Raw genomic sequence first — 4,694 nt, forward strand, 5'->3', positions numbered from 1 at the left:
GCACTAAATTTTCACAACTGTTTTTTTATAAATTTTTGGGGGTTATTGTGTGGGTTGGGGGGGGGGGCCCCCGGCCGCCGGGGCCGGGCCCGCCACCCGGACCGCGCCGGGCAGCACGGGCCGAAATTCGACCCCACACCCTCTCAGGACCGGCGTCCGCCCAGGCCACGGCCCCCCGGACCCCATTTGCAGGCGGCCGAATAGCGCGCCGATCACCCCTCGGTAAGCTGACGGCATGACAGGACAAGTACGCACCGTCGACGGGCGTGTCGCCGGCCGGCGCGGCCAGGCGACGCGGCAGAAGCTGCTCGACTGCCTCAGCGAGATGCTCAGCTCCTCGCCGTACCGCGACGTCAAGGTGATCGACGTCGCCCGCAAGGCCGGCACCTCCCCCGCGACCTTCTACCAGTACTTCCCGGACGTCGAGGGCGCCGTCCTGGAGATCGCCGAGCACATGGCCGCCGAGGGCGCGCAGTTGACGTCCCTGGTCGAGGGCCGCACCTGGGTCGGCAAGGCCGGCTGGGCGGCGGCCGAGGAGCTGGTCGAGGGCTTCCTGGACTTCTGGCGGCGCAACGACGCGATCCTGCGGGTCGTCGACCTCGGCGCGGCCGAAGGCGACAAGCGCTTCTACAAGATCCGCATGAAGATCCTCAATTCCGTCACCAACTCCCTCACGGAATCGGTGAAGGACCTCCAGGCGAAGGGCAAGGTCGACAAGGACGTCAGCCCCGCGGCGATGGCCGGCTCCCTGGTCGCGATGCTGGCCGCGGTCGCCTCGCACCAGAAGGGCTTCCAGACCTGGGGCGTCAAGCAGGCCGAGCTCAAGCCGAACCTGGCCCTCCTCGTCCACCTCGGCATCACCGGCAAGAAGCCGACCAAGTAGCGGCGGACCCCTCCCAGGGCCCGCCGCTCCCGGGACGGCCCCGCGCCGCGGACGCGCGCGATCAGCGGCGCTCCAGGCGGAACAGCCGGATCTCGCGCTCGATGCGCGCCTGGTACGTCGCGTACGGCGGCCAGAACCCCAGCGCGGCGCGCCACGCCTCCGCGCGCTCCTCACCCTCCAGCAGCCGGGCCCGTACGGCGATGTCCTGGCCCTTCCAACTCACGTCCGCGTCCGGGTGCTTGAGCAGATTTCCGGTCCACGCCGGGTGCCCGGGCCGGCCGAAGTTGGATCCGATCAGCAGCCAGGCGGCCCCGCCGTCCTCCGGCATGCAGGCGAGCGGCGTGGTGCGCGGCTCGCCGGTCACGGCGCCCTTGGCGGTGAGGATCACGCCCGGCAGCATCCGGGCGCTGGGGATCACTTTTCCGCGGGTCAGCTTGTGCACGGCCTTGTCCACGGCGGGGATGACGTGCGGGGCGATCTTGGCGAACAGCAGGGTCGAGGAGACCTTCTGCATCAGCCTGACGCCGACGCCGGAAGCCACAGTCATCAGACGGCCACCTTCTCTTGCTCGGAGTCGTGCTCGGAGTCCTGCTCGGGCTCTTGCCGGGACCGTTGCCCGGATTCCGTGGACGGGGTGAAGAGCCCGGCCCGGTGGGCGGCATGGGCGCGCAGCCGGTGGACCGGGCCGAACAGCAGCTCGTCGGCCGCCGCCCGCTTGAAGTACAGGTGTGCCTCGTGCTCCCAGGTGAAGCCGATGCCGCCGTGCAGCTGGATCGCCTCGCCCGCGGTCACCCGCAGGGCCTCCAGGGCCTGGGCGAGGGCGAGGGCGCCCTGCGCCGGGTCCCATACGGCGTAGTAGGCCGCCGAGCGGGCCGCCTGGATCCGGACGTAGAGGTCGGCGAGCCGGTGCTTGACCGCCTGGAAGGAGCCGATCGCCCGGCCGAACTGCTCGCGCCCGCGGACGTGTTCCACGGTACGGGCGAGAGCCTGGTCCGCCGCGCCGACCGCCTCGGCGGCGAGCGCGGCGGAGGCGGTGCGGCCGGTGGCGGCGAGGGCGCCGAGCACGTCGGCGTCCGGGCCGCCCAGCAGGCGGGCCGGGACGTCGCGCAGTTGGATCGTGCCCTGGGGGCGGGTCTCGTCGAGTACGGACTGCCGCGAGCGCACGAGGCCGGGCGCGTCCTCCCGTACGAGGAAGAGCAGGATGCGGCCGCGCGCGAAGCCGCCGGTGTGCGCGGCGACGAGGAGCACGGAGGCGCTGTGGCCGTCGAGGACCTGGGCCGCCTCCCCGTACAGCCGCCAGCCGGGGCTGTCGCCGCCGTCGGCGCGGTCGGCGCGGTCGGCGCGGTCGGCGCGGTCGGCTCGGTCGGCACGGTCGGCACGGTCGGCACGGTCGGCACGGTCGGCACGGTCGGCTCGGTCGGCACGGTCGGCACTGCCGTCGGCTTCCGCTGTGGCTGTGGCTGTGGCTTCGGCGCGGGCCTGGACCCCGCCGGCACGGCCGCCGCCCGCCCACGCCCCGGCGGTGTCGTCGCCGGTGAGCGCGAGGGCCGCGGCGAGCGCCGGGCCCGGGACGGCGAGGGCGGCGGTGAGCCCGCCCGCCGCCAGCGGCGGGAGCAGCTCGGAGCGCTGGGCTGCGGTACCGAGCGCGGTGATCAGCGGTATGCAGAGGCCCGCGGTGGCCAGCAGCGGCGAGGGGAGCAGCGCCCGCCCGGCCTCCTCGCAGGCCAGGGCCAGGTCGGCGGTGGTGCAGCCGACACCGCCGTACTCCTCGGCGACGGCCAGGCCGGGCAGCCCGAGCTGCCGGGCGAGCTGCTGCCACAGGCCGCGGTCGTATCCGGCGGCGGTGCGGACGGCGGCCTTGACCTCGTCCGGCCCGCAGCGTTTGCCCAGGATCTCGCGCAGGGTGCGGCGCATCTCGTGCTGCTCCGCGGTGAAGGCGGCATCCATCGTCGGGCTCCTCCCCGTATCTGACGGGGCGTCATGTTAGGCCGGACGGCGCCAGATGCCCAGGGGGCGGACGCCGGGCCCTTCCCGCGGGGCGGGGCGGGCCGGGGCGGGGACCCCCCGCGCCCGGGAGCGGTCAGCGGCCACCCCGGGCGCGGGAAACGAGCCGCCACGCCGCACCTACGGACATCCGGCGCGGGACCCCACCGAGGGCGCCGCGCATGCACCGCCCGCCCCACCCCTGCCGCCCGCGCCCTAGCGCCTGACGACCCGTCAGATATACCGTCTCCCCATGCCTGGACCGACGGGACAGCCCCGCCCCCTGCCCTCTCCCGCACCGCGCCGCCGGGTCGCCGTGGTCGGCGTCGCGCTCTCGGACTGCGGCCGGGTGGACGGCCCCACCCCCTACGCCCTGCACGCGCAGGCGGCCCGGCGCGCCCTGGCCGACTCCGGCCTGGACCGCTCCGTCATCGACGGCTTCGCCTCGGCCGGCCTCGGCGTCCTCGCTCCGGTCGAGGTGGCCGAGTACCTGGGCCTGCGACCCACCTGGGTCGACTCCACCTCGGTCGGCGGTTCCACCTGGGAGGTCATGGCGGCCCACGCGGCGGACGCGATCGCCGCGGGGCACGCCAATGCCGTCCTGCTGGTCTACGGTTCCACCGCACGGGCCGACATCAAGGCCCGCCGCCGGACCGCGAACCTCTCCTTCGGGGCACGGGGACCGCTGCAGTTCGAGGTCCCGTACGGCCCCACCCTGGTCTCCAAGTACGCGATGGCGGCCCGCCGCCATATGCACGAGTACGGCACCACCCTGGAGCAGCTCGCCTCGGTGGCCGTCCAGGCCAGGGCGAACGCCGCCACGAATCCGGACGCGATGTTCCGCGACCCGATCACGGTGGACGAGGTGCTGTCCGGGGAGATGATCGCCGACCCCTTCACCAAGCTGCACTGCTGCATCCGCTCCGACGGCGGCTGCGCGGTCCTGCTGGCGGCGGAGGACTACGTACCGGACACCGCGAAGTCGCCCGTGTGGGTCCTGGGGGCGGGCGCCTCGGTCTCGCACACGACCATGTCGGAGTGGGAGGACTTCACGGTGTCCCCGGCGGCGGTCTCGGGCCGCCTGGCCTTCGAACGCGCCGGGCTCACCCCCGCGGACGTGGACCTCGCGGAGATCTACGACGCCTTCACGTACATGACCCTGGTCACCCTGGAGGACCTCGGGTTCTGCGCCAAGGGCGAAGGCGGCGCCTTCGTGGAGAAGGGCCGCCTGCTGCGCGACGGTGAACTCCCGGTCAACACCGACGGCGGCGGCCTCTCGGCCTGCCACCCGGGCATGCGCGGCCTCTTCCTGCTGGTCGAGGCGGTCCGCCAGCTGCGCGGCGAGGCGGGCGCCGGCCAGGTCCTGAAGGCGGGCGGCCGCCTCCCCGAGGTGGCGCTGGCCTCGGGAACGGGCGGCTGGTTCTGCTCCTCGGGAACCGTCCTGCTCGGCCGCTGCTGAAGCGTCCAGCGTCAGCGTCTTCACCGGCAGTTCCCCGAGCACCTGCCCGTCGTGGTGGACGAGCAGCAGGTCGCCGTCGGCCGTCAGGTGCACGGTCCGCCAGGAGTGACTCCAGTGCGCCGCCGGCGCCCCTCGTCCGGGTCCACTGCGCGCTTCGTCGGCGTACCCCGCGGGCGCCGTGCGACATCCCCCGGACCGTCCGCCCCGTCACCCAGGTCACCGTCCAACCGCGCCAGCGGGCCGGAGGAAGGTTCGGCGGGCGCCGCGGACCGGTCCGCGGCGCCCGCCACCGGGCGGGGCGTCAGTACTGCCAGCCCGGCGGGCTGCCGGCCAGACCGCCGGTGAAAGTGCGCCCCGTGGCGGCGCCCG

At 74.3% G+C, this 4,694-nt stretch carries 4 protein-coding genes; 2 read left to right on the plus strand and 2 right to left on the minus strand.

The window, feature by feature from the left end; all coding sequences use genetic code 11:
• Positions 1-235 precede the first annotated feature (235 nt).
• Positions 236-883: a TetR family transcriptional regulator gene (locus tag ACFWU6_RS09040; protein WP_383813171.1), complete on the plus strand. Its 648-nt coding sequence runs from the start codon at positions 236-238 to the stop codon at positions 881-883.
• Between the two features lie 61 nt (positions 884-944).
• On the opposite strand, the gene ACFWU6_RS09045 is transcribed toward ACFWU6_RS09040, so the two are convergent.
• A complete protein-coding gene (locus ACFWU6_RS09045; protein WP_383813173.1) occupies positions 945-1,430 on the minus strand; it encodes a nitroreductase family deazaflavin-dependent oxidoreductase in 486 nt (161 codons plus the stop codon).
• A complete protein-coding gene (locus ACFWU6_RS09050) occupies positions 1,430-2,830 on the minus strand; it encodes an acyl-CoA dehydrogenase family protein (protein WP_383979668.1) in 1,401 nt (466 codons plus the stop codon). The genes ACFWU6_RS09045 and ACFWU6_RS09050 overlap by 1 nt, the downstream gene beginning before the upstream one ends.
• A 289-nt stretch (positions 2,831-3,119) precedes the next feature.
• On the opposite strand from ACFWU6_RS09050, the gene ACFWU6_RS09055 reads away from it, so the two are divergent.
• Positions 3,120-4,325: an acetyl-CoA acetyltransferase gene (locus ACFWU6_RS09055; RefSeq protein ID WP_383979672.1), complete on the plus strand. Its 1,206-nt coding sequence runs from the start codon at positions 3,120-3,122 to the stop codon at positions 4,323-4,325.
• Positions 4,326-4,694 lie beyond the last annotated feature (369 nt).

It is taken from the genome of Streptomyces sp. NPDC058674 (assembly GCF_042716505.1).
Classification (GTDB): Bacteria; Actinomycetota; Actinomycetes; order Streptomycetales; family Streptomycetaceae; genus Streptomyces.

Coding starts and splice junctions, on each gene's coding strand:
- ACFWU6_RS09045 (WP_383813173.1), bottom strand. CDS start 1,430: ATGACTGTGGCTTCCGGCGTCGGCGTCAGGCTGATGCAGAAGGTCTCC.
- ACFWU6_RS09040 (WP_383813171.1), top strand. CDS start 236: ATGACAGGACAAGTACGCACCGTCGACGGGCGTGTCGCCGGCCGGCGC.
- ACFWU6_RS09055 (WP_383979672.1), top strand. CDS start 3,120: ATGCCTGGACCGACGGGACAGCCCCGCCCCCTGCCCTCTCCCGCACCG.
- ACFWU6_RS09050 (WP_383979668.1), bottom strand. CDS start 2,830: ATGGATGCCGCCTTCACCGCGGAGCAGCACGAGATGCGCCGCACCCTG.